Source organism: Acinetobacter sp. YH12251, from assembly GCF_013417465.1.
GTDB classification, from domain to species: Bacteria; Pseudomonadota; Gammaproteobacteria; order Pseudomonadales; family Moraxellaceae; genus Acinetobacter; species Acinetobacter amyesii.
The window spans coordinates 64,732-85,610 of the sequence record NZ_VPDZ01000002.1; the positions used below are offsets into that span (position 1 = coordinate 64,732).

Sequence of the window (20,879 nt, forward strand, 5' to 3'; positions counted from 1 at the left end):
TTTGCAGCTTTTCGATTCTCATGATTAGAGAAATGTAGATCCATTCAGCGGATGCAGATCCACAAAATGTCATGTAGATTTGTTACTATGAGTCATGTTTAAAAGTGAATGGAAAATCAGTGCTGCCATTTAAATTATGGGTGGATGCAGATGCGTTACCACGCATTTTACGTGATGTGATTATTCGGGCTTCTGATCGTTACCAGTTAGAAGTCACTTTTGTCGCCAATCAAAATGTTGGGATAACGCCTTCGGTGCGGATTAACTCAATTCAAGTCATGAGCGGGGCAGATGCAGCGGATAAAGAAATTATTCAGCGCATGAAAGAGCACGACATCGTGATGACACAGGATATTCCGCTTGCTGCTGAAGTGATTGAGCGGGGCGGTATAGCGATACATCCACGCGGAGAGATTTATACCACAGCAAATGTCAAAGCTCGCCTACACTTACGCGACTTTATGGATACTTTACGGGGCGCAGGTGTGCAAACCGGTGGTCCAGCACCGATTTCTGAACGAGATAAGCGTGAATTTTCCAGCAGCTTAGATCAAACTATTCAAAAGCAAAAACGTAAAACGGCGCAGAAGTAAAAACCATGCCATCTAAAACAAATCTAGCGACGACCTATGCGTTGTTGGTGTTCATTTGGTCGACCACGCCACTTGCCATCGTTTGGAGTGTCAGTGATATCAATGCGTTTTGGGCACTGACATTACGCTTTTTTATCGCATTACCCTTGGCTGTCGCATTATTGTTTATTTTTAAACATAAACTGCCGATGGATAAAACCTCGCTGCACAGTTATTTGGCGGGGGCATTTAGTTTTATTGGTTCTCAAATTTTTACCTATATGGCAACGGCCTATCTAAGCTCAGGTATTATTGCCCTGATGTTTGGTTTAGCGCCAATTATGACGGGTCTGATTGGTCGTTTCTTCTTTCATACCTATCTACATCGCTTGCAATGGATTGGGATGTTGATTGCCGTCTGTGGTTTAGCCATTATTTGCTTGGGCGGCAGTGATCAGCACGTACAGCCTGTTGGCATCATCTTAATGTTAATGAGCGTATTCGTCTACTGTATGTCGATTTTTTGGGTGAAAAAAGTCAATGCGCCATTGCAGCCCATGTCTCAAGCCACGGGTTCGATTCTTATCTCAGCCCTATTTTCTGCTGCAATGCTACCGTTTATTTGGCAATATGCACCGACACAGATGCCTTCGACCAAAGCACTCATTGGCTTATTTTATGCAGTGATTATGGCTTCATTGATTGCCATGTTTTGTTATTTCAAACTGGTACAAAACATCAAAGCGACAACTTTGTCTTTAACAACGGTACTCACACCCATGCTTGCTATGCTCTTTGGTGCTTTACTGAATGATGAAAAATTATCATTGATGGTTTTACTTGGTGCTGTGATTCTATTATCAGGCTTGTTTGTTTATTTTTATAAAGATTTTCGGGCGAACAGAGAGCTCGCCCACAAATTAAAACATTGATTAAAAATCACTCTTTGTTTTGGGTCAGTGCGATACACTCTGCAAGTTTGACGCGGTCTTGAGGGAGCAGTGTGATAAAATAGGCACCCGTACGGTATAAGTTGCTTTCTTCTTCACGGCTATAAACCACTTGCGCAGTTGCCGCAATATGGAAGAAATTTTCAGGGTGGCTTAAGGTCACATGGATATAAGTACCTTCTTTAATCGCGCGTTCGCTAAAAAAGCTCAAACCAGTCTCTGAAAAATTCACATGCTCAGGCACTGGTAACATGCTTTGTACAATTGCGTCGTATAAAGAACCCGTAATAAGGTTTAACTTTTGGTTAAATAAGGATAAGATTCGAGCAATTTGTTGATCTTTCTCAGCTAATTGTTCTAATTCGTAGTTGAGTGCATGATCAAATTGATCTAATTCAGCAAGTAGTAGAAAATAGCGCGGCAATACAAAATTAGGATCGTAAGGATCATTCAGTGCAACATCATCAGAGATAATCTGATAGTTGATGCGCAAAGCAGCATCGATACGCGACATTACACGGCGTTCAGTTTGAACGCTTTGATGCTGTAAGTTTTCCATAATATATATTACCTCGGACTAGATGGTTATGTTTAAACCAATCTCGCTGTATATAGGGTTGAGATACACTCGCGCTCGGCGCAGTAACCACTTTATTTCTTTTATTGCTCTGGTATCCATGATCGGCCTCACGCTTGGTGTGGCAGTCCTTATTACAGTTTTATCTGTGATGAATGGTTTCGATCGTGAGCTGAAAACTCGTGTCTTAGGAATGATACCTCAAGCCACTGTTTCTTCAACACAAATTTTAACAAATTGGCCTGAACTTGCAAAAAAAATTGAGCAGCATGAGCATGTTCAAGGTGTCGCACCATTCACCCAATTACAGGGAATGTTGACGGCACAAGGTCAAGTGTCTGGCATTATGGTCAGTGGGATTGAACCGCAGTATGAAAAAAAAGTATCAATTATCCAAGACCATATGGTGGAAGGCAGTATCGATAACCTGAAAAAAGGTGAGTTTGGTATTGTCCTTGGCAAGCAAATGACAGATGCCTTAGGTTTAGGCTTGAATGACAGTGTGACCTTAGTGCTTCCTGAAGCAACACCTTCTCCGGCTGGCGTTGTTCCGCGTTTTAAACGATTTAAAATTGTGGGTATTTTCAGTATTGGTGCGGAAGTTGATTCGATGATGGGCTATGTGGCCCTGAACGATGCGTCGACTTTATTAAGACTGCCAGATGGTGCACAAGGCATCCGTATGAAGTTGGATGATATTTTTGCAGCGCCACAAGTATCTCAAGAAATTGTGCGTGATTTACCTGCAAACTTTTATGCTTCAGATTGGACTTATACGCACGGTAATCTGTTCAGTGCGATTCAAATGGAAAAGGCAATGGTAAGTTTATTGCTGTTCCTGATTGTATTGGTTGCAGCATTTAATATCGTGTCTTCATTGGTGATGGTGGTCACTGATAAAAAATCCGATATTGCCATTTTGCGTACACTAGGCGCTTCACCGGCTACAATCACGCGGATCTTCATGGTGCAAGGTACAGTTATTGGGGTGATTGGTACGGTGTCTGGGGCGATTTTAGGGATTATCGCTGCATCGAGTATTAGTAATTTAGTCGGTTGGTTGAATACAACATTGGGCTTAAATATGTTTGATGCTTACTTCATCAACTATTTACCGTCTTATTTAAGATGGCAAGATGTTGTGGTGATTGTATCTTTATCATTGGGTCTTAGCTTTATCGCGACTATTTATCCGGCATTACGTGCAGCTAAAGTTCAACCTGCAGAGGCTCTACGCTATGAGTAATTTAGTTTTAGATGCCCAAAACATTACCAAATCTTTTACCGATGGGAAGTCTACAGTCGATGTGATTCGTGGACTTTCATTACAAGTCAAAGCAGGTGAGTTTGTTTCGATTGTGGGGTCAAGTGGTTCTGGTAAAAGTACGTTGTTGCATGTATTGGGTGGCTTAGATCGTCCAACATCGGGTCAAGTGATGATTAATGGTCAACGCTTTGACACTTTAGGTGAAGCAGAGCGTGGTTATATCCGTAATGAGCATTTAGGTTTTGTATACCAATTCCATCACTTGCTGCCTGAATTTACCGCCTTTGAAAATGTGGCAATGCCATTGATGTTACGTAAGTCGAGTAACTTCAAAGAAGTGAAGCAGCAAGCTGAATATCTTTTGGAACGCGTTGGACTTTCCCACCGCATGACGCACAAACCGGGTGAGCTTTCAGGCGGTGAACGTCAACGTGTGGCTTTGGCTCGTGCATTGGTAGCAAGACCTAAGTTGATGATGGCTGATGAGCCAACAGGGAACTTAGACCGCAAAACCGCGGTGAGGATTTTTGAGTTGCTGTCTGAATTACGTAAAGAATTTAACATGGCAATGCTAATTGTGACCCATGATGAATATTTAGCTCAATCTGCTGATGCGATTTTGCATATGCAAGATGGTTTATGGGTAGATGACTAAGCGCTAAATTGATTTTGTAAAAAATTAGTGGATTAAGATTGTTTGATTGAAGCTCACCTCGGTGGGCTTTATTATTGCCAGCACATAATAAAAATAATGACGACTCATGTTACAAAGTTTTTGTATTGGTTGGATTTTAGGTATTTCTTTTATGGGGTTCAGGTTTTGGAATCCACATATTTCGACAGCTCAGTTGCTTTTTATTGTTCTTATTTGGCTAGGTTTACAGCTTTGTATTTCACCAAAACTAAAAAGTATTTTTTTGAAAATCTTACAGCTCAGTACAAATCTTTGCATGGGCGCAATTCTCGGCTTTAGTTTTGCCAATACTCAACTCGATCAGCGTTTGGCATTGGTTGAACATCAGAGCAGACAAGGCGAATTTATTGCGTATATTCCACAGATCAGCCAACTCAAAGACCAAGCAATTCAGCAAAAAATTGAAGTGCTAAATATGAATCAGCAGATTCAATATTTTATGGCGTATTTACCCAATTCAATTTTGCAAAATAATGAACAGACGATTCAGTTGGTCCCTGGACAATACTATCGTATGTATGGTGAGTTAAGACCTACCCAAAGCTATGTGACCGAAGGTGCATTTGACCAAGAAAGGTGGAGTATACAGCAAAATATACATGCCAGTTTAAAGGTGAAGTCGGTCGAACTTATACCACCTCGACATATGGTTGCGATGGGCTATGGGCAGCAGTATCAACGACATCAAGGTGTGCTACACCAGTTCAAAATAAAAGTCGAACAACAACGTTTATATTTAAGAGCGTTTATATATCAACAACCGCTGCGGAATCATGGCTTGTTGTTAGCACTGCTTACAGGCGATAAAAGTTTACTCACTGAAGGCACCAGTGAATTATTTCAACGCTTTGGGATGAGTCATTTATTGGCGATATCTGGTCCACATGTACTTGTTTTTGCCAGCATGCTTTGTTGGGTGATGCAGTTAGCTATTCGAAAATATTGTCCCAAAATTTATCTCAAATGGCCCAAACAGTATGTTTTGGTCGTGCCCTTTATCTTTTGTGTCCTTCTATATTGTGCATTTACCGGTTTTGAAATACCGGCACTGAGAACGCTGACGATCTGCCTAGTCGCCAGTAGCATACTTTTGTTACGGCAAACCATTCAGCCTTTTCAACTGCTGGTTTTTAGTGCCGCAATTTTATTGCTTGTGGATCCCTTTAGTATTTTATCCGCAGCATTTTGGTTGTCTTATGGCGCATGCTTTATTTTACTGCGGATTTATCAAACCTTAAGGAAGCATTTACTGGCTCAAGAGGAAGCCAGTTTTTGGCAAAAGTTAAAACATTCAATGTGGTTGATGGTGGAATCACAATGGAAAATCTTTATCGCCTTATTTCCATTGATGGTGATTTTTTTCAAGCAAGTCACGTGGATTAGCCCACTAAGTAATTTATTTGCCATCCCGTGGTTAGGGGCTGTGGTGGTTCCTTTAGATATCATCGGAGGGGCACTTTCTTATATTTCGACTCCTCTGGCGCAATTGGTTTTTTTATTCAATGATCTGTGTTTAGAGATATTGCATGTATTTCTCTATGGCTTAGATCGACTCTTTGCACCAAAAATGCAAGATGTCGCATTGACGTCAACTCAGATCCTACTGTTGATATTGGCTATTGTGATCTTATTTTTACCTGAAGGTATCTTGCCAAAATATTGGTCGGTCATTGCCTTTTTTGCTCTGTTTATTCCATGGAAAAATTCAGCAAATTTTCAACTTTCAATTTTAGATGTGGGGCAAGGGCAGGCGATCTATATCCGTTCTGTAGATCATCATATGATGGTAGACTTCGGTGGAAACTATGATGAAAGTCAATTTAGTGTCGGGCAAAATATCATCCGGCCATTTTTGAGTGTGAATGGTGTCCATCGACTAGATCGGGTGTTATTGACTCATTTAGATCAAGACCATAGTGGTGGCTTTTTCTCATTGGAGCAACAGCTTGATATTGGACAGCTTTCAAGTAATGAGCGGGTACAAACCATAAACCAAGCTCCACAGCGCTTATGTCAGCGTGGTCAGCAGTGGAATTGGGATCAGCAAGTCTATTTTGAAATACTCTCGCCAAAGCCTGAAGATCTGACAGATGCCAAATGGAATGCCAATGAACGTTCTTGTGTTCTATATGTCACGGTCAAAGGCGTAAATGGCCCACGACATTTTCTATTGATGGGGGATGCCGGTTGGGAGACTGAATATCAAATATTAAGTGATTATCCAGACCTAAAAGTCGATGTCTTGGTGCTCGGACACCATGGTAGTCGGCACAGTTCATCCTATGCGTTTTTAAACCATTTTAAGCCCAAGTTGGCGATTGCTTCTGCGGGGCGATTTAATCGTTATGGACATCCTGCAAAGATGACCCAAACACGTCTCAAACAATTAGACATTCCACTTTTGCAAACTGCACAAAGTGGAAGTATCCATTTCAAGCAAAATAAACAGCAAATTGAACTAATTGAAGAGCGGACAAAGTATAAATGGCTCGATCTATATCGCAGGCTATCTAAAGAATCCGAATAGAAAAACTACTTCAAGTATATTGTTTGAAAATGTCATTCTGCCACATTTTTAATTTTTTGCTGTCTTTGATATTCCTCACGAATATCACGAATGCGTTGAGCGGCTTCTTCATCACTAATATTGTATAGATTTCTCAATTTTGGATTGGCTTTAAAGCGTTTATAGCTCCAGTGATAATGCTCTGGATAACGATGAATTAGATTTTCCACTGCTTTAAAGATAACTATTGAGCCATCATCTGCATTGCCTTGATAGATATTCTCATCCATAGGTTCGATATGCATATCAAAACCATGATTATCGTTACGAATGGCATATAGTAAGAGCGCACGTGCTTTGGTTTTTTGAATTAGTTTTGCACTTAAGTTGCTGGTTTTTAGTGGAATACCAAAGTATGGAATCATTTCGCCGCCGGCATTGGGGGTATGGTCTGGCAAGATCACAGTCGTCCCACCTTGTTTTAAGGCTTTGAAAATCTGACGTACACCTGATTCATCCGTAGGAACCAATATTGCTTGCTCACGGCTTCGAGCAGCACGGACAAAATTGTTGGCAGATTCGCTTTTTACCGGCTTGTACATGATGGTCATTTGAGTGTACTGCGCAACCCATGCATTCATTATTTCCCAAGTACCAAAATGTGGTACTACGAGTACAACGCCTTTTTTTAGGGCGAGCGCTTCATGTAAATATTCAGCGCCATGTACGTGATGAATCCGTTGAATATTTTTTTCTGTACTTGCACCCCAAATATTAAAAAATTCAAAATAAGAACAAAGTTCGTTTCGAATCGCTTGTTTAGTGAGTTGAATGCGAGCTGACTCTGATAATTCAGGCAATGCAATTTTGAGATTGCGTTGAATCGTAGAGTAGGTTTTAGAGATTTTTAAAACATTGACTAACCCAGCCAAACCTTTTGCAATTAATCTTGAAATTTGAATAGGTTGACGGCTGATAAATTTTAACAGGTGATATGTGGTGTCCTGTGAATTTTGGTCGGTCATCTTATTTAAGTCTGAAAGAAATGAAAGAAAATTTAAAATAATTATAGGGGAAAATGAATTGATTAGACAGTTATAGCGATTAGCGTGTATATAATGACTACAAATTAACGATCAAATGGGTTTTTTTATGTCCGAATGGCCACCAAAACCTGAAGAAAAACAGCAAAGTTCTTCAAACAATATTCAGCAGCCAACTGGAAATGAATGGAAAATATTAGAAAAAGCCGTGCTTTCTTCCGTTGAAGAACAACGTAGAGCACGTAGATGGGGTATATTTTTTAAATTTTTAACCTTTGCTTATTTGCTATTTATTATCATTGCGATGGCAAAAAGTTGCAGCATGTCGTCATCTGATCCTGCAGCAACAGCGGGTTCACATATTGCCGTGGTTGATATCATTGGGACCATTGCAGCGGACAAGCAAAGTGTAAACAGTGCAAATACCATCAAAGCTCTGAAAAAAGCTTATGAAAATAAACAAAGCAAAGCGGTTGTTCTCAATATTAATTCACCGGGTGGTTCACCTGTTCAGTCTGATGAAATTTGGCAAGAAATTCAGTACTTGAAAAAAGCCCATACCGATAAAAAACTGTATGCCATTATTGGTGATACAGGCGCTTCAGGTGCGTACTATATTGCGTCTGCGGCAGATGAAATTATTGTCAATCCTTCAAGTTTAGTGGGTTCGATTGGCGTGATTATGCCGAATTATGGTGTTAGTGGTTTGATGCAAAAATTCGGTGTAGAAGATCGCACCATGACTTCGGGTGAGAACAAAGCCATTTTATCCATGACTCAACCTGTAGATGCAGCACAAAAAGCACATGTTCAAGGTGTACTCGATAATGTTCATGCGCATTTCATTAATGCAGTGAAGGAAGGTCGCGGTAAGAAATTAAAATCAAATGATCCAGCTATTTTCTCAGGTTTATTTTGGACGGGTGATCAGGCTGTGAAGCTAGGTATTGCTGACCGTACAGGTAGTTTAAATAGCCTGAAACGTGAATTAAAAACTGAAAAAGCCGTGAACTACACCATTGAAAATAGTCCGTTTGATTCTGTACTAGGTCGTATGGGAAGTTCATTTGGTCAAGGTTTGGCAAGCGCATTGTCACAACAGGTTCAATCTGAAAACAGCACGAAATTACAATGAAACCGTTAATTCATTTTGCGCACGCCAATGGCGTGCCATCACGGGTTTATCAAAAATTGTTTGATTTACTGAGTGATGAATATGATGTGATCTATGTGCCGTTACTTGGGCCAGATAAGCGTTACCCAATCGATAACCATTGGAAGAGCTTAACACAGCAAGTCATTGACAGTATTGTACGTCAGGCCAATGGTCGTAAGGTTATTGGATTAGGTCACTCATTAGGTTCGGTTTTAACATTTCAGGCTGCTTTACAACGCCCAGAATTGTTTGAACAAGTGTTAATGATTGATCCGCCTATGATCATGGGGAAAGAGTCTTTTGCTTTGCACATCGCAAAACTCCTCAAACTTAAAGTCCTCGATAAAATGTCCCCAGCAGGATTGTCGAAGCGTCGTCGTGATCATTGGGACAGCCGTGAACAAGCAGCAGAGCTTTTAAGGCCGAAAGGTTTTTATAAAGATTTCGATCCAGACTGTTATCAAGCTTATATTGATCATGCCTTGATGGACGATAAACTGCGTGGTGGGGTGGAATTGACGATTTCACGTGATGATGAAGTTCATATTTTTCGAACCAATCCTTCACTGTGGTGGTTACCTCATGCTCAACCGCAAGTACCTGTACAGCAGTTAATTGCAGAGCAGGGACCATTTTTAGCTCGGCACTTTCCACAAATGGTAGAGAAAAAATTTGCGATTCCATTTAAAGTTGCTGCGGGGAGTCATATGTTCCCCTTAGAACATCCTGTAGAAACTGTGGAATTGATCAAAGATTTACTTAAATCGTCTAAGCGTCATCATTGAACCTTAAAAACGACAACACAAAAAAAGCACTCTATAGAGTGCTTTTTTATGAATGAAACATTCTACTTTCTACTTTTGAGATTTATTTCGCATTTTCAAATTGTAAAACAACTTTGTTGTTGGCATCTAAAAATTTCAAATGATCTTTAGAGGCATCATAATGAGTAACTTGGCTCAATGCCTGCGAAAAATGTTGAGGAATATTTGTCGCAGTCAAACACGCTCTTTGTGTTGTAGCAAGGTTTGAAAATTGGATTTTTGTGTTTTGCACAGCGTAACCACCCATGAATCGATTACAACCATCAGAACCACTTACACGAGTATCGTCGAAAGTGATGGTGGGTACGTTCGAATTGTTAGGGTCAGCTTCAATCTTAACGCCTTGAATTTCACTCGCAACCCAATTTTTGTTTTGTAATTTATCTAAATTACGATCAGTAGCTGGATTTGATGTCGTAGCACAACCAATCATACCCAGTGTTATACATGCACAAGTCGCCAGTGTGATGGATTTTAACATGTGATTTTCTCCACTTTTGTTTGAAGGATGTAATATTTCTAGATTTATAAGGTTTTCTAATTGCAATATAAGCTTATTATTTTAATGATGCTAAAAGTTTTAATTTAACTAAAAACTACATATTGATCATAAAGTTGAACATTCTGCAAAAATGGATTTTAGATTTTAGATTTTAGATTTTAGATTTTAGATTTTAGATTTTAGTAATAAATAGAGTTTTATTTGGTCCTTAAAAAACAAAACGCACCCTAAGATGCGTTGATTGTTAAGTTATACAGTTGCTTAGAACTTACAGAATTGAACAGGTTGTTGCAAAGGCTCGCCACGATATAAAACACCGTTTTCAGTGTGTTGAATGGTGCCATTACAAATCCATTCTGCCACTTGAGGGTAAATCACATGCTCAAGCACGTGAACCCGATCTGCCAGACTTTCAGCATGATCATGCACATTGACTTTAAGCACGCCTTGAGCAAGCGCTTGACCAGCATCCAGCTCTGCAGTCACATAGTGAACTGTACAGCCATGGAAGACATCACCGGTGTTTAAAACACGTTGATGAGTATGCATTCCTTTATAATTTGGCAGCAGAGAAGGGTGGATGTTAATCATTTTTCCTTCCCATGCTTTGACAAATTTTGCGCTTAAAATGCGCATAAAGCCTGCCAAAATGACCAAATCAACATCCCAGTCGAGCAGTTGTTGATGCATCACATCATCAAAAGCTTCACGACTTGGATATTGCTTATGTTCAATGACTGCAGTTGCAATATTTGCTTTTCTTGCACGTTGCAGTGCAAAAGCGTCAGGTCTATTGGAAATCACCCCAATGATTTGACCTGATAGATTGGCATCGATCAGGGCTTGCAGGTTAGATCCGCTGCCTGAAACAAGTACAGCAATTTTAATCATGAACGTTGCTTATGCGAAAACTACACGGATTTTTTCGTCAGCGCCTTCAACAGATTCAGCATTATCTGCAATGTGACCCATTGTGAATGCTTTTTCGCCAAGGCTATTGAGTAATTCAACAGTTTTGTCAGCATCGGCTGCATCAACCACGAGAACCATACCTACGCCACAGTTAAATGTGCGGTACATTTCAAATTGTTCAACACCACCTTCTTTTTGAAGTAGTTTGAATAATTCTGGCCATTCCCAAGATGCTTCATTGACTACCGCTTGAGCACCATTTGGCAGTACGCGAGGTAAGTTACCCGGTAAACCGCCGCCTGTGATGTGCGCCATAGCGTGTACATCCACTTCTTTCAATAACTGAAGAATTGGTTTTACATAAATACGTGTTGGTTCCATTGCTGTATCTGCAAGTGGACGACCATCAACGATTTGAGTAAGGTCAACGTTTTTCACATCTAAAATTTTACGAAGAAGTGAGTAACCGTTTGAGTGTGCGCCAGAAGATGCAACACCAACTAAAACGTCACCCGCTTTAACTTTAGAGCCATCAATAATTTTACTTTGCTCAACTACACCTACGCAGAAACCTGCAAGGTCATAGTCTTCGCCTTCATACATACCTGGCATTTCAGCAGTTTCACCGCCAACCAATGCACAGCCTGCAAGTTCACAACCCGCACCGATACCAGTCACAACATTTGCTGCAACGTCAACGTTGAGGTGGCCAGTTGCATAGTAGTCAAGGAAGAACAGTGGTTCAGCACCACATACAAGAAGATCGTTTACGCACATTGCAACCAAGTCTTGACCAATTGTGTCATGACGGTTCAAATTCAATGCTAAACGCAATTTTGTACCAACACCATCTGTGCCAGATACGAGAACAGGTTCTTCATAACCTTTAGGAATTTTACAAAGAGCGCCGAAGCCGCCTAGGCCGCCCATTACTTCAGGACGTGCAGTACGTTTCGCGACAGATTTGATACGATCGACTAACGCGTCGCCCGCTTCAATGTCGACACCTGCATCTTTGTAGCTTAAACCAGTGTTTGGGGTAGAAGTTGAGTTGCTCATAATGAAGTCTCCGCATTCGCGCGGGGGATTATAACCTGAATATGCAAAACTCTTATGCTATTTCGCACTAAAATGTTATCTTTATTAAAATATTTTCCTTTCTATAACGATTACATTGAAAAAAGGTGACTTTATATGGGTGATCGCACCTTGCGCCGAATATTTATTCTTGCTGGGATAGCATTGATCATATGGGTTTTATACTTATTAAAGCCTGTAGTTGTTCCTTTTATCGGCGCATTTCTAATTGCATATTTATTTAGCCCTTTAGTCGATAAATTACATAATATTGGCTTGCCGCGCTGGTTATCTATCAGTTTGGTCTTTATTGGAATTGGTGTCGCTATATTCCTTTCAATGTGGTTCCTCGTACCACTGGTATGGGAACAGTTGATGTATGCGAAAAACAATATTCCAAGCAATATTCATTGGGTCAACTATACATTCCTGCCGTGGTTATCAGAGACATTTAATCTTGTACCGATGGAAATTGATACAGAGCAAATGTCAGCAGCGATCATGGAGTATATTCAAACCAACTATAGTGCAGACAGTATCCAAGCCATGTTGTTAAAAGTGGCACAATCGGGTCTGAATTTCATACAGATTGGTGGCACGATTGTCTTAATTCCAATCATAGCTTTCTATTTCTTATTAGATTGGGAGCGTATGTTAGAAAACATGCGTCGACTTATTCCACGTAAATATGAAAAAAGCACGCTCACAATCGTGGGCGAATGTCATGAAGTTTTAGGTGCATTTGTAAAAGGCCAATTCTTGGTAATGTTCTTATTGGGCGTTGTTTATGCGGTTGGACTCCAATTAGTCGGTATTGAGGTTGGTATCATCATTGGGATGATTGCGGGTCTAGCCAGTATTATTCCGTATTTGGGTTTTGCGGTAGGTATTATTTCGGCAATTGTGGCTTGCTTGTTCCAATTCGGTTTGGATTGGGTGCATTTGGCCTTAGTACTGGTGGTATTCATGGTAGGACAGGCAATAGAAGGTTATATTTTACAGCCTTTCTTATTAGGCGACAAAATTGGTTTGTCTCCTGTGGCAGTGGTATTTGCAGTCCTTGCAGGCGCGCAATTGGCAGGACTCCTCGGAATGCTCATTGCACTACCCGTTGCAGCGATTATTGTGGTCTTATTACGTCATGCACGCGAAAATTACGAGAAAAGTAATTTATACCGAAATGATGTACTTGTCGTAAATGATGCTGCAAGTGGCACTTTAAACGTAGAAACCAATCAAGTTGCTGTCGATATTGAGCTCAAAAATCAGTCTGCAAATTCGCTGCAAGATCCTGAAATTTCGAGTAACATTGAAAGATCAGAACATAAAGATTGATAAGGCCAAAATATAGATATGCGTCAATTGCAGCTAGATATAGAACCACAACTCGATGCCCGAATTAGTGATTTTTCTGGGCCGAGTTGGGGGCATGTAATCGATGGTGTTCGTCAGTTACATGCTGGTTTAATGAATCGTTTCTATATCTATGGTGGAGCTGGCACAGGAAAAAGCCATTTACTGTCTGCAATATGTGACTCCTATTTAGAAATTGGCAAATCAGCAATTCAAGTTTCATTGCTTGAATTGCTAGATGCTCCCACTGAAGCGATTACTTCGCTCGATCGCTATGACTTGGTGGCTTTAGACGATATTGAAGCGATTAGCGGAGTTCCACATTGGCAAAAAGCTGTTTTTCACCTGATTAATTATAATAACGAAGAAGGTGGTCAATTGGTCTTTTCATCTCGGCTGGCGCCAATTGAACTCAAACTTGAACTGCCAGACCTACAGTCTAGATTAACTCAGGCTGTTAGTGTGAAAGTGCCGAATGGTAGCTTATACGCAGACCGACAAGCACTCGTAAACTCTGTTTTGGCGCGACGTGGCATCCATATGGATCAACAAATTGTAGATTATTTGTTGGCACATGGGCCGCATCAGGCATCCATTTTACTTAGATCTTTAGAACAACTGATTCAGATGTTAAAAGGTGAAAAAGTCAAATTGAGTCATGCAAATTTAAGACAGATTTTTGCCCTAATTGATGAATATCGGTAAGCAATAAAAATTCTTGAGTAATTACTCAAGCTGTGACAAAGTACATAAAAATATTTTAATGTTGCAAGGATTGTGCAACTTAAGAATAAAAAGATAAAAAATATTTAAGGAGATGGATATGCTCAAACAGAGCATAGGCATTGGCATGCTTCTCATAGCAGGTCATGCATTTAGCGCAGAAATTATCGTTACAACCACTGAAGATGTTGTAAAGGATGACAAGGAATGTTCACTTCGTGAAGCCATAGAATATATCAATAATGGTATGCCAGAAGCCGGATATAATGGTTGCGGAGGTAAAGACGCCTATGCCTCAATTTCTCTGAAAAAAAATGAAGTTTATAAACTCACTAAAAAAATTGATATTAAAGCAGAACTGAATCTGAAAACGGCGTATGACAGTAACGTCAATGAAGATGTCGTACTCGGTCTTAATAATGCCGTCATTGAAATGACGGGTAAGGATCAAATTTTTAATATTAATGATGGCGAAAAAGAACTACTTGCGATCAATTTTAAAGAAATTTCATTTAAAGGATGTAAGCAAGATCAATGTGCTGATAAAGGCGGCATCATTTTTAATAATGAAAAACTCACACTTGAAAATGTAAAGTTTGAAGATGGCTATGCACGACTTGGTGGTGCAATCTACAATGTTGGATTTTCAGAAGATGGCGCAGCTGTAGCAAGCCGTCTATATATACGAACCACGATTTTTCAAAACAACAAAGCGGTAGATGGTGGTGCAATTTACTCAGAAGCACCGGCTTATGAAATCTATACATCTTTGTTCAAAAATAATGAAAGCACTTCTGGTCGAGCGATTGTTTACAATCAAAATGGGCTCGCAGACATCAGCAAGTTGGTGTTCAGTAACCCTCAAAATATCATTGCCAATAGTACCTTTTTCAAAAACAAAGGTTTTGCTGTCAACTTACGTGATGGTTTAGCACTCAATAATATTACAGTACTGAAGAACAGTGGCGGTATCGAACTAAATAGTACCTCTGAGCATGCTTATTTAGCCAATAGTGTGGTGATTGGTAATGCGCTCAGTGGTACCGCTCAAGATTGCAAAGTCGTGAACTCAGGAACAGACCAATCTGTTTTTTATAACAACTTAGTGGCTGCGAGTTGTCCTGTTGGGCCTGCTGCAAATTTAAATGATGTATGGTCTGGGACGAGTTTAATTGCGGGTGAAGATGAAGGTAGCTGTAAAACCTTAACAGAAGATCGTAATGCACTTTTCTGTCCATTTACCACAGCAAATAACGCATTTATTGGTTATTTACGTCCTCGTATTTTATTAGATTACGAAACGATTTTCTCAAGCCCGATATTAAATAAGGGGAAGACCACAGCAGATGGCAATGAGCATCATGTGTATTGCGAGTCTTCTGATCAGCGAGGAAAAAATCGTAATTTGGATGATGTTTGGTGTGATCGTGGTGCAATCGAAATTGTGGTTCCTGTGAGCATGCCTCGATTAGGTAAAGACATTCGTACAGGTGAAGTGGCGAAGTTTAATATCTTAGATGCTTTAGGTGACAGTGATTTAATTCCAAAAGAAGAATGTACAAAAGTGATGGGTATGGCAAATCCAACGGGTGAACCATGGCAAGATGGTTGTCCAATAATTGTACAAAGCACCGAATCTAAAGGTAAATTTACACTGAATTTGAATGGTGATTTTGAATACACGCCAAATGGAAATTGGCATGGCGCAGATATTTTTGAATTGCGTGTGGTGACGTCTTCAACCCGTTTTAATACTTCGGCAAAAAATTATTTAGCTGCAGAAGTGCGTATTTTCCAAGAACCAAACAATGAAATGGAAAGTAAAACCGTTAAAACTTCGGGTGGTGCTCTAGGCTGGGCGAGTATTTTTGCGCTGCTTGGCTTAGTCGGTTTCCGTCGCTTTAAAAAATAGTCTGGATAGAATTAAGGACAGCACATGAAAAATTATAAAAAAGGATTGCTGGCGGTCATGGTCCTTGCGGCTATGTCATCTATGGCAGCGACAAGTAATATCATCAAAGTTACGACCTTTGAGGATGAAAATGGTGAAAATCTCAATCAATGTTCTTTACGTGAAGCGATTGAAACTGCACGTAAAAACAAATCTTTTGGTGGATGTAATGTCGGTAATCCAAATAATGGGCAGACCGATTATATTCAACTTGAAGCAGGTGAATATCTTCTGACTAAAGGTGAGTTAGTTCCTCTAAATCAGATCGTGATAGAGGGGAAAAGTCGCTTTAACTATGATTCAAAAAATTTACTGACACAGAAATTTCCTGCCTATGAGGATATTAGAACGACGATTAATGCCCAAGGCAAATCGCGTATTTTTAATACTTCACGCTCAGAAGCCAACTTTATCGTCAATAATGTACGCCTTACTGGCGGGATGGCAGAAGACCGTGGTGGTGCCTTGTATTTAGGGGGAGCATTTACCTTAAATAATGGTGCAATTGAAAACTCTCAAGCCAAAGTTGCTGGCGGTGCAATCTACTCCGTTGCGCATAATATGTCGAAAAAAACATTATTGGTGAGCAGTTTAGTTCAGGGCAACATCGCACCTAAAGGTAGTGTTGTCGCTATGGATTGTATCGGGAACTTGGGGGATACTCAGCCTGAAATTGTGTTCCAGCAAAGCAGTATTTTTCAAAATGGTTCATCGACGAGCAATAGTGTGATGGACTTCTGTGGAAATGCCAAGGTTGAACTGACAGCAAATACGATTGCAAAAAACCAAGCAAATCCAAGTACGGGTAGTATTATCCGCGCCATTTCTCAGGGAACGGAACGTTTAAGTGCTTTTTCTAGCTTCGTTTTAACCAGTAATACAATAGTCGAGAACAATGCGGCTAGTACCTATTATTATGATAACAATGGTACAAAGGCTTGGTATTTCAATGTATTGGCCTACAATACTGGTGGAAAATCTTGTCGTTATCTTAATAATGCAGTACCTGATAATGGTCAAAAATTTGTGGCAAGTAATAATGCATTTGAACTGGCAGCCGCACAGTGTGATTTACCAGAAAGTGTGCTGAATAGTACGGAAAGCTTTCTGCAAAACCATGATGTAAGTAGCTATGCTATGGGGACTTTGTTAAGCGCCCTACAAACAAAATCTGCTTATAATTTGTATTTACCTTTGTATTATCCGAAAGCGATCGGCAGTGGTTTTGACTTAATCAATCTTGGCTTAGACGGCTGTAGTGATGCGGATCAACGGGGCATTTTGCGGATCACAGATGGTACTTTACAGTTATCACCTACGCAAAGAAACACATGTGATATTGGTTCGGTTGAGTTAATGAATTTAACCGCAGCAGATATGGCAGATATTACCAATGAGTCTTTAACAGCTCTGCAAGATAAGTATCAAAATACAATTGATAGTTTGAAAAAGGATATCGAAGATCCAAATTATGCAGAATATAAAGTTGCCAATCAGGATGATTTAACAAAGTACGAAGCGGTATTAAGTGCATTAAAAAATAACCTCAAATATCGTGCAGTTTATTTTGATCCATTCCCAGCATCATTACCTCAAGAAGAGTCTGTGAACGGAAGTGCTGAAACACGACAAATTGCCTTAAATGCTGACAACTATACCGTGACGACTTCACCAATCGGCATTGGTAGTGAAATTACGGTGTCTAGTACAGGCGAAGCAAGTATTGTGGGTAATCCACCACATGACCTGCACTGTGATTGGGATGCTGGAATAAAACAAATCGTTATATATCGCACCAGTGGGGCAACAACAGCGCCTACCGAATACGGTTTTTGTAAATATACGCTAAAACAAAAGACAGGGAGTCAGGCGGAATCCTCTGGTGTAGTACGTGTGGCATTTAAAAATATGACCCCAGTGGCCAAAGCTGCGCAATATACGATTAGTCCGTCAAATAATTTGTCTGTTACCGTCAATAATTTATTAGAAAATGCTAATGATGATGGTGATGGTCCAGTTGCATCTATGCCAACGGGTAAATCGGTATGGCATAAAAATGAAGAAGGTCAAATTATCCCAATTCGTTTTACGAAAATCCCAGCAGGTTTAAACTTTGAAGCTGAGTATAGTGGCAGTTGCCCAGCAAGTTATTTAAAGGAAACTTGCTACGGTGGCAAGATTACCTTCTCTGTAAAAAATGGCTTTAGTCAGTTTGACTATCCTGTTGAATATAGCGTTGTCGATAGTGACGCCATTGCATCAAACAATGCAATTTTGACCCTTAAGAATACCGCGAAAAACACCAACTCTTCTTCTAGCGGCGGTGGTTCGATGGGATTATTTGGGCTGTTGACACTGATTGGTTTAGGTATGTATCGTCAGCGTCGGTTGAGCAAGTAATACAATAAAAAAGCCTCGATAAGAGGCTTTTTTATGGCTTAACTAATGTAATTGATTTGATTTTCGCAACATGCTGCTGTTTTAGATTAGTGAGCGACAGCGATAGGCTGTAAATATTTGTTGATATACTCATCGCGAATAGCAGGTCGTTCATCAGGACTAGCTTTTTGCATACGTGTCGCGAGTTCTTTACGTTCTAAAGTACTCATTTTTTGCCAAGTTTCGCGCATACGTTGCTTTTCACTATCTGGAAGTTGAGTGAACCAATCCATGCGCTGTTGCAAGCTGACACGTTGATCTGCAGGAATCTCTTTGAGTGCCTGATACTTTTTAATTAAAGCCTGTTGTTCTGCTTCAGATAGCGAATCCCAAGTTTCATTGACTTGAGTATCTGCATCTTTTGAAAATATCCAAAAGCGATCAAAGCCAGCAAAACTGGTTTGCAAAAAACTAAAAGCACAGAATGCAATTGCTAATTTTTTAGCTGCCATGTGGAACTTTGTCCTCACCCAGAACCATCAACATTTCAAGATCTTCTACCATTTGAGGGGAGAGCTTAGGGGTTGAAATCACCTGATTTTGTGGTTTGTCATCCAGTACAGTCGCATTCGGTAAAATGACGAAACCTGCAATTGCTGCTGCAAGTGCAAAGCCAGACATTTTCCAGAAACCATAACGAGAAGTTTCGCGCTGATGAATATCTTCAAGCACGTTATTCATGACAGTTGCTTTGTCTTTATGGTGCTGTGCGAGTCCATCAAGTTTGGAAGTTACTTGCTTTAAGAAATCATCTTGTTTCATTCGGATGATCCTCCCATATGTGGATTCAAATGTGCCAAAGCGGTACGTAAACCTTGAATGGCACGGTGGTAATGTGTTTTCACACTGCCTTCGGAACAATTCATAATTTCTGCAGTTGTATGCGTATCAAAGCCTTCCCAAGCTCGCAACATAAATGCTTGTTGCTGGCGGACTGGAAGTTCTGCGATAGCATCTTGTATTTCCTCTGCAGTGACAGCCTGATCCAGAAAGTCGAAGGGGTTTGGTGTAGATTCATCTACCACATCCTGTATCTCGACATCGTCGTCATCTAGGCTGACTTTTCTAAATAAGGAAAACGGCTGCGAACGACGTGCTTCTTTTCGACGCCAGTCTTGCAGCTTGTTATTTAAAATGGTGTAAAACAGGGGATACCATTCCTCTGTGGACTTTTCAGCATAAGCTTTATGTAAGGAAATAAAGGCTTCTTGTACCAAGTCCATGGCAATGCCATGTTGACCGTGCGTTGCACTTTCCATCATTACTAAAGCACGCCCCGTTACTTCATTCATGAAGTTTTTCAGGCGAGACTCAGCCGTGCTTTTTAAAACACTGCTGTCTTGCGTCTCGGACTTTTTGGGTGCTAAATCCATAGAGATGGAAAATCCTGTCATCGGATACCCACCATTATTTCCATATTCATATACAAATAACGATGGAAATAACGGTTAGGTTGACAAAAAGAATTATTATTTTTTCTAGTGTAGTCTATTTTTTTCAGGCTTAAGCGCTAAATACAATAAAATAACGATTTTACTGACGCTGACGTACCATTTCAAAAAAACAGATCGAGCCTGCAATGGCTACGTTTAACGATTCTTGACCGCCCGGTTGAGGAATCGCAACGGCTTCGGCATGTTGTAATGCATACTCAGAGACACCTTGACCCTCATTGCCTAAAATCCAAACACATTGTTTGCGTAAATTTTTGCTATATAGGTTTTCAGACTGATGTGAGCTTGTTGCATACACTGGAATTTTGAATTTCGTCAAAATATCTTCAAGGGCAATATTTTCAAAGGTATTTAATGAAAAATGTGCGCCCATACCTGCGCGTAATACACGCGGTGACCAGAGCGATGCAGAGCCTTTGGTACAAACAACTTGTTCAATACCTGCTGCTGCTGCAGAACGGACTAGGGTGCCTACATTTCCTGGGTCTTGAATGTTGTCTAAAATTAAGGTGTCTTCACTGAAGTTAAGCGCTTCACTTGAACTTGGTAAATCCACAATCGCTAAGCAAGCAATCGATGTTCCAAGTGTACTGATATCTTTGTATAAAGATTCACTTAGAATGAACACCGCACCTTGATATTGTTCCGCAATGCGGTCGAAATCGGCATGGTTAATTGCTTGTTCAGTGGTGAAAATCGATTTGATTGGACGTTTTGAGTCTAACCATGACAACACCAAGTGTGTGCCTTCCAAAACAGTTTGACCTTGTTTTTTACGGTAGGCATTTTGTTCGATTAAGCCACGGAGGTGTTTAATTTTAGGGTTGTCTTTTGATTCGAGATAAATCAGAGCCATGAGGGAGATATCCACGAAAGTCA

General features: G+C 40.2%; 20 protein-coding genes. 11 read left to right on the forward strand and 9 right to left on the reverse strand.

Annotation, left to right across the window (positions count from 1 at the left end):
• The first annotated feature begins 104 nt into the window (after positions 1-104).
• Together FTV27_RS00930 and FTV27_RS00935 are read left to right on the forward strand one after the other, a co-directional pair.
• Entirely contained in the window at positions 105-593 is a 489-nt protein-coding gene (locus FTV27_RS00930; RefSeq protein ID WP_372491130.1) for a YaiI/YqxD family protein, read from the forward strand.
• A 5-nt stretch (positions 594-598) separates the two neighbouring features.
• A complete protein-coding gene (locus tag FTV27_RS00935; RefSeq protein WP_180003316.1) occupies positions 599-1,504 on the forward strand; it encodes a DMT family transporter in 906 nt (301 codons plus the stop codon).
• A gap of 7 nt (positions 1,505-1,511) precedes the next feature.
• Here the strand turns inward: FTV27_RS00935 and FTV27_RS00940 are convergent, their stop codons facing one another.
• Positions 1,512-2,081, reverse strand: a complete 570-nt coding sequence (locus FTV27_RS00940) for a PilZ domain-containing protein (protein WP_078192054.1) — start codon at positions 2,079-2,081, stop codon at positions 1,512-1,514.
• Between the two features lie 28 nt (positions 2,082-2,109).
• Here FTV27_RS00940 and FTV27_RS00945 point away from each other — a divergent pair, with 28 nt between their 5' ends.
• The 3 genes from FTV27_RS00945 (at position 2,110) to FTV27_RS00955 (ending at position 6,587) form a co-directional block, all read left to right on the forward strand.
• Positions 2,110-3,345, forward strand: a complete 1,236-nt coding sequence (locus FTV27_RS00945; RefSeq protein WP_078190389.1) for a lipoprotein-releasing ABC transporter permease subunit — start codon at positions 2,110-2,112, stop codon at positions 3,343-3,345.
• Positions 3,338-4,021 carry a lipoprotein-releasing ABC transporter ATP-binding protein LolD gene (gene lolD, locus FTV27_RS00950; protein ID WP_168378071.1) on the forward strand — a complete coding sequence of 228 codons (684 nt, stop codon included), beginning with the start codon at positions 3,338-3,340 and terminating at the stop codon, positions 4,019-4,021. Before FTV27_RS00945 ends, lolD begins: the two co-directional genes overlap by 8 nt.
• A gap of 106 nt (positions 4,022-4,127) precedes the next feature.
• Positions 4,128-6,587 carry a DNA internalization-related competence protein ComEC/Rec2 gene (locus FTV27_RS00955; RefSeq protein WP_180076794.1) on the forward strand — a complete coding sequence of 820 codons (2,460 nt, stop codon included), beginning with the start codon at positions 4,128-4,130 and terminating at the stop codon, positions 6,585-6,587.
• 32 nt (positions 6,588-6,619) lie between these two features.
• Here the strand turns inward: FTV27_RS00955 and FTV27_RS00960 are convergent, their stop codons facing one another.
• Entirely contained in the window at positions 6,620-7,591 is a 972-nt protein-coding gene (locus FTV27_RS00960; protein WP_180076795.1) for a lysophospholipid acyltransferase family protein, read from the reverse strand.
• 127 nt (positions 7,592-7,718) lie between these two features.
• Between FTV27_RS00960 and sppA the strand changes: the two genes are divergently transcribed.
• Positions 7,719-8,744, forward strand: coding sequence for a signal peptide peptidase SppA (gene sppA / locus FTV27_RS00965; RefSeq protein WP_078190385.1), 1,026 nt, complete (start codon positions 7,719-7,721; stop codon positions 8,742-8,744).
• Positions 8,741-9,550 (forward strand): alpha/beta fold hydrolase, encoded by an 810-nt coding sequence (locus FTV27_RS00970; protein ID WP_180059246.1) that lies wholly within the window; start codon positions 8,741-8,743, stop codon positions 9,548-9,550. The genes sppA and FTV27_RS00970 overlap by 4 nt, the downstream gene beginning before the upstream one ends.
• 82 nt (positions 9,551-9,632) lie before the next feature.
• Here FTV27_RS00970 and FTV27_RS00975 read toward each other — a convergent pair whose 3' ends face one another.
• The 3 genes from FTV27_RS00975 to purM form a co-directional block, all read right to left on the reverse strand.
• Positions 9,633-10,070, reverse strand: coding sequence for an META domain-containing protein (locus FTV27_RS00975; RefSeq protein ID WP_180076796.1), 438 nt, complete (start codon positions 10,068-10,070; stop codon positions 9,633-9,635).
• 282 nt (positions 10,071-10,352) lie between these two features.
• A complete protein-coding gene (gene purN / locus FTV27_RS00980) occupies positions 10,353-10,982 on the reverse strand; it encodes a phosphoribosylglycinamide formyltransferase (RefSeq protein WP_180059245.1) in 630 nt (209 codons plus the stop codon).
• A gap of 9 nt (positions 10,983-10,991) precedes the next feature.
• On the reverse strand, positions 10,992-12,062 hold the full coding sequence (gene purM / locus FTV27_RS00985) for a phosphoribosylformylglycinamidine cyclo-ligase (RefSeq protein WP_078190382.1): 1,071 nt from the start codon (positions 12,060-12,062) through the stop codon (positions 10,992-10,994).
• Between the two features lie 135 nt (positions 12,063-12,197).
• Between purM and cxpE the strand changes: the two genes are divergently transcribed.
• From cxpE to FTV27_RS01005, 4 genes are all read left to right on the forward strand, one after another.
• The gene (cxpE, locus tag FTV27_RS00990) at positions 12,198-13,415 is read left to right on the forward strand and encodes a chloramphenicol efflux transporter CxpE (protein WP_180021921.1); all 1,218 of its coding nucleotides are present in this window, start codon (positions 12,198-12,200) and stop codon (positions 13,413-13,415) included.
• Positions 13,416-13,433: 18 nt separating this feature from the next.
• Positions 13,434-14,138: a DnaA regulatory inactivator Hda gene (hda, locus tag FTV27_RS00995; RefSeq protein ID WP_078190380.1), complete on the forward strand. Its 705-nt coding sequence runs from the start codon at positions 13,434-13,436 to the stop codon at positions 14,136-14,138.
• 118 nt (positions 14,139-14,256) lie between these two features.
• Positions 14,257-16,068: a rhombotarget A gene (gene rbtA / locus FTV27_RS01000; RefSeq protein WP_180076797.1), complete on the forward strand. Its 1,812-nt coding sequence runs from the start codon at positions 14,257-14,259 to the stop codon at positions 16,066-16,068.
• Between the two features lie 24 nt (positions 16,069-16,092).
• Entirely contained in the window at positions 16,093-18,507 is a 2,415-nt protein-coding gene (locus FTV27_RS01005) for a CSLREA domain-containing protein (RefSeq protein ID WP_180076798.1), read from the forward strand.
• A gap of 86 nt (positions 18,508-18,593) precedes the next feature.
• Here FTV27_RS01005 and FTV27_RS01010 read toward each other — a convergent pair whose 3' ends face one another.
• From FTV27_RS01010 to FTV27_RS01025, 4 genes are all read right to left on the reverse strand, one after another.
• Positions 18,594-18,998: a DUF3106 domain-containing protein gene (locus tag FTV27_RS01010; protein ID WP_078192044.1), complete on the reverse strand. Its 405-nt coding sequence runs from the start codon at positions 18,996-18,998 to the stop codon at positions 18,594-18,596.
• Positions 18,988-19,308, reverse strand: coding sequence for a hypothetical protein (locus tag FTV27_RS01015; RefSeq protein ID WP_078190377.1), 321 nt, complete (start codon positions 19,306-19,308; stop codon positions 18,988-18,990). The genes FTV27_RS01010 and FTV27_RS01015 overlap by 11 nt, the downstream gene beginning before the upstream one ends.
• On the reverse strand, positions 19,305-19,919 hold the full coding sequence (locus tag FTV27_RS01020) for an RNA polymerase sigma factor (RefSeq protein ID WP_111883945.1): 615 nt from the start codon (positions 19,917-19,919) through the stop codon (positions 19,305-19,307). Before FTV27_RS01020 ends, FTV27_RS01015 begins: the two co-directional genes overlap by 4 nt.
• A gap of 160 nt (positions 19,920-20,079) precedes the next feature.
• On the reverse strand, positions 20,080-20,856 hold the full coding sequence (locus FTV27_RS01025; RefSeq protein WP_180076799.1) for an RNA methyltransferase: 777 nt from the start codon (positions 20,854-20,856) through the stop codon (positions 20,080-20,082).
• Between the last annotated feature and the right edge of the window lie 23 nt (positions 20,857-20,879).

Coding starts and splice junctions, on each gene's coding strand:
- FTV27_RS00935 (WP_180003316.1), top strand. CDS start 599: ATGCCATCTAAAACAAATCTAGCGACGACCTATGCGTTGTTGGTGTTC.
- FTV27_RS00940 (WP_078192054.1), bottom strand. CDS start 2,081: ATGGAAAACTTACAGCATCAAAGCGTTCAAACTGAACGCCGTGTAATG.
- FTV27_RS00945 (WP_078190389.1), top strand. CDS start 2,110: ATGTTTAAACCAATCTCGCTGTATATAGGGTTGAGATACACTCGCGCT.
- lolD (WP_168378071.1), top strand. CDS start 3,338: ATGAGTAATTTAGTTTTAGATGCCCAAAACATTACCAAATCTTTTACC.
- FTV27_RS00955 (WP_180076794.1), top strand. CDS start 4,128: ATGTTACAAAGTTTTTGTATTGGTTGGATTTTAGGTATTTCTTTTATG.
- FTV27_RS00960 (WP_180076795.1), bottom strand. CDS start 7,591: ATGACCGACCAAAATTCACAGGACACCACATATCACCTGTTAAAATTT.
- sppA (WP_078190385.1), top strand. CDS start 7,719: ATGTCCGAATGGCCACCAAAACCTGAAGAAAAACAGCAAAGTTCTTCA.
- FTV27_RS00970 (WP_180059246.1), top strand. CDS start 8,741: ATGAAACCGTTAATTCATTTTGCGCACGCCAATGGCGTGCCATCACGG.
- FTV27_RS00975 (WP_180076796.1), bottom strand. CDS start 10,070: ATGTTAAAATCCATCACACTGGCGACTTGTGCATGTATAACACTGGGT.
- purN (WP_180059245.1), bottom strand. CDS start 10,982: ATGATTAAAATTGCTGTACTTGTTTCAGGCAGCGGATCTAACCTGCAA.
- purM (WP_078190382.1), bottom strand. CDS start 12,062: ATGAGCAACTCAACTTCTACCCCAAACACTGGTTTAAGCTACAAAGAT.
- cxpE (WP_180021921.1), top strand. CDS start 12,198: ATGGGTGATCGCACCTTGCGCCGAATATTTATTCTTGCTGGGATAGCA.
- hda (WP_078190380.1), top strand. CDS start 13,434: ATGCGTCAATTGCAGCTAGATATAGAACCACAACTCGATGCCCGAATT.
- rbtA (WP_180076797.1), top strand. CDS start 14,257: ATGCTCAAACAGAGCATAGGCATTGGCATGCTTCTCATAGCAGGTCAT.
- FTV27_RS01005 (WP_180076798.1), top strand. CDS start 16,093: ATGAAAAATTATAAAAAAGGATTGCTGGCGGTCATGGTCCTTGCGGCT.
- FTV27_RS01010 (WP_078192044.1), bottom strand. CDS start 18,998: ATGGCAGCTAAAAAATTAGCAATTGCATTCTGTGCTTTTAGTTTTTTG.
- FTV27_RS01015 (WP_078190377.1), bottom strand. CDS start 19,308: ATGAAACAAGATGATTTCTTAAAGCAAGTAACTTCCAAACTTGATGGA.
- FTV27_RS01020 (WP_111883945.1), bottom strand. CDS start 19,919: ATGGATTTAGCACCCAAAAAGTCCGAGACGCAAGACAGCAGTGTTTTA.
- FTV27_RS01025 (WP_180076799.1), bottom strand. CDS start 20,856: ATGGCTCTGATTTATCTCGAATCAAAAGACAACCCTAAAATTAAACAC.